We start from the raw sequence: 2,643 nt of genomic DNA, 5'->3' as shown, positions 1-2,643 counted from the left end.
GAGCCGGTAGGCGACATTGCCCCCGCGCTGCGGCGGCGCCTGCCGTCCGAAACCGCCAAAGCCGCCGCTGCGCGCGCGCGCGCCGCCCCCTCCGCCGAACAGCCCTTCGAATATGTCGCCAAAATCAGCGCCTTCGTTGAATTCGAAGCCGCCATTCTGGCCGGGGCGTCCGCGAAAGCCGCCGCCCGCACCGCCCCCATAGCCGAACGGCGCGGTCGGATTGCCTTCCGCGTCGATTTCGCCACGGTCGAAGCGGGCCCGCTTGTCCTTGTCGGACAGCAGGTCATAGGCCCCCGTCACCGCCGAGAATTTTTCGGCAGCCTTCGGATTATCCTTGTTCCGGTCGGGATGCAGTTCCTTGGCGAGCTTGCGGTAGGCCGACTTGATCTCCGCCTCGCTCGCGCCGCGCGCGACGCCCAGAGTTGCGTAGGGATCCGCCATGGCCGGTCAATATTCCTTCCTGTTCGTGAAAGCCAATTGACCCATATGTGGCAAAAAGGTCACGATCCTTCAAGCGGCGGGCCCATCGACATAGCCGCTGGCGGCGCGTAAATCGAGAGCATGACCGATCCCTTCCCCCTTTTCGACCAATGGTATGGCGAAGCACGCCAGAGCGAGATCAACGACAGCAATGCGATGACGCTCGCGACCGCCGATGCGCGCGGGCGGCCCTCGGCGCGAATGGTGCTGCTGAAGGGGCACGGCCCGGACGGCTTCATCTTCTACACCAATTTCGAAGGGCGCAAGGCGGGCGAGCTGATGGAAAATCCCCATGCCGCCCTGCTCTTTCACTGGAAGTCGCTGCGCCGCCAGATCCGCATCGAAGGCACTGTCGCAACGGTCGACGACGCCACCGCCGACGCGTATTTCGCGACCCGCAGCCGGGACAGCCAGCTTGGCGCCTGGGCGTCGGACCAGTCGCGCCCGCTCCAGTCGCGCGATCTGTTCATGGCCCGCTATGAGGAGGCGGTCGCGCGCTTCGAAGGCGGCCCGGTGCCCCGTCCGCCGCATTGGGGCGGCTTCCGCGTGACCCCGTCCCGCATCGAATTCTGGCAGGATCGCGAACACCGCCTGCATGAGCGGCGGCTGTTCCTGCGGGAAGGCGACGGGTGGAGCGAAGGGCTGCTTTATCCCTGAATGGGGTCGGAGAGCGCTTGCTGGAGCCCCAAAGACATCCTCCTATGTGAAGCATGGGGAGGACGCATGTGGGCTCCCACGCGGAAAAGCGCGACCTCATTCGTTCAACGGAAAAGGCGGCCATCCACGTCGATTGCGGGGGTGCCGGACGCCTGTTAGATGTGCCTGCGCGCACGGGTTAGAGGGGTTGCATGCGGAATCGACTGACGGCCTTCATCCTGGCGGGAATGATCCTGGGGGTGATCACGGGTTTCCTGGCCAATTTGTGGGTTGGCGGCGACAAGACGCTGGCGAAGGATGTGGCGGGATATTTTCACCTTCTGGCCGACATCTTCCTTCACCTGATCAAGATGATCATCGCGCCGCTGGTTTTTTCCACGCTGGTTGCTGGCATCGCCCATATGGGGGACAGCGCCGCGCTGGGGCGGATCGGCGGGCGGGCGCTCGCCTGGTTCATCATCGCCAGCCTGATCTCGCTGACGCTGGGCCTCATCTTCGTCAATTTCTTCGCGCCGGGCGAAGGGCTGAACCTCGTCCGGTCGGGCGCGGAATCGGGCGTGAACACCGAAGCGCTCAACTTCAAGGATTTCGTCCTGCACGTCTTCCCCACCTCCATGGTGGGGGCGATGGCGGAAAACTCCATCTTGCAGATCGTCGTCTTCTCCCTGTTCGTGGGCGTGGCGCTGACCGCCATCGGCGACAGGGGCAAGCCGATCATCACCGTCATCGAAGCGATGGTCGAACTGATGCTGCAAGTGACCGGCTATGTCATGCGCATGGCCCCCTTCGCCGTGTTCGGCGCGCTGGCGTCGGCGATCACGACCGAAGGGCTGGGCGTGCTCAAGACCTTCGGCGAGCTTGTCGGCGAATTCTACCTGTCGCTGTTCGCGCTCTGGATAATCCTGTGCTGCGCGGGCGCGCTGTTCCTGGGGCGGCGCATGGGCAAGCTGCTCAAATATGTGCGCGAACCGCTGCTGATCGCCTTCTCCACCGCCTCGTCGGAAGCGGCTTACCCCAAGATGCTGGAGCAGCTCGACCGCTTCGGCGTCCCCCGCCGCATCTACAGCTTCGTGCTGCCGCTGGGCTACAGCTTCAACCTGGACGGGTCGATGATGTATTCGACCTTCGCCACCATCTTCATCGCCCAGGCCTATGGCATCGACCTGCCGATCGCGACGCAGATCACCATCCTGCTGGTGCTGATGGTGACCAGCAAGGGCATCGCCGCCGTTCCCCGCGCCTCCCTGGTGGTGGTGGCGGCGACGCTGGGCCAGTTCGACCTGCCGGTAGAGGGCATAGCCTTCATCCTGGCGGTCGATCACTTCATGGACATGGGCCGCACCGCCACCAACGTGCTGGGCAACGCCATCGCCACATCCGTCATCACCAAATGGGAAGGCATGCTGGAGGTCGAGGAACCCGACTATGTCCCCCATCCCAAAGCCCCGGCCCACACACCCGCCCATGGCCGCGCCGGGCTGGAACTGGCATCCGACATGGTGGAGG

Annotated in this window: 3 protein-coding genes; 2 read left to right on the top strand and 1 reads right to left on the bottom strand. The window is 64.5% G+C overall.

Annotated features, from left to right (window positions below; genetic code table 11):
• On the bottom strand, positions 1 to 441 hold a 441-nt coding region (locus tag L288_RS40280; protein WP_021239863.1), incomplete at its 3' end, for a DnaJ domain-containing protein.
• A gap of 120 nt (positions 442 to 561) precedes the next feature.
• Here L288_RS40280 and pdxH point away from each other — a divergent pair.
• Positions 562 to 1,137 carry a pyridoxamine 5'-phosphate oxidase gene (gene pdxH / locus L288_RS40275; protein WP_021239862.1) on the top strand — a complete coding sequence of 192 codons (576 nt, stop codon included), beginning with the start codon at positions 562 to 564 and terminating at the stop codon, positions 1,135 to 1,137.
• Positions 1,138 to 1,328: 191 nt separating this feature from the next.
• On the top strand, positions 1,329 to 2,643 hold a 1,315-nt coding region (locus tag L288_RS40270), incomplete at its 3' end, for a dicarboxylate/amino acid:cation symporter (RefSeq protein ID WP_021239861.1).

The organism is Sphingobium quisquiliarum P25 (assembly GCF_000445065.1).
Lineage (GTDB): Bacteria > Pseudomonadota > Alphaproteobacteria > Sphingomonadales > Sphingomonadaceae > Sphingobium > Sphingobium quisquiliarum.
This window is presented reverse-complemented; position numbering and strand designations above follow the sequence as displayed.

Excerpts from the sequence above, each read along its gene's own strand:
- pdxH (WP_021239862.1), top strand. The coding sequence starts at position 562 with ATGACCGATCCCTTCCCCCTTTTCGACCAATGGTATGGCGAAGCACGC.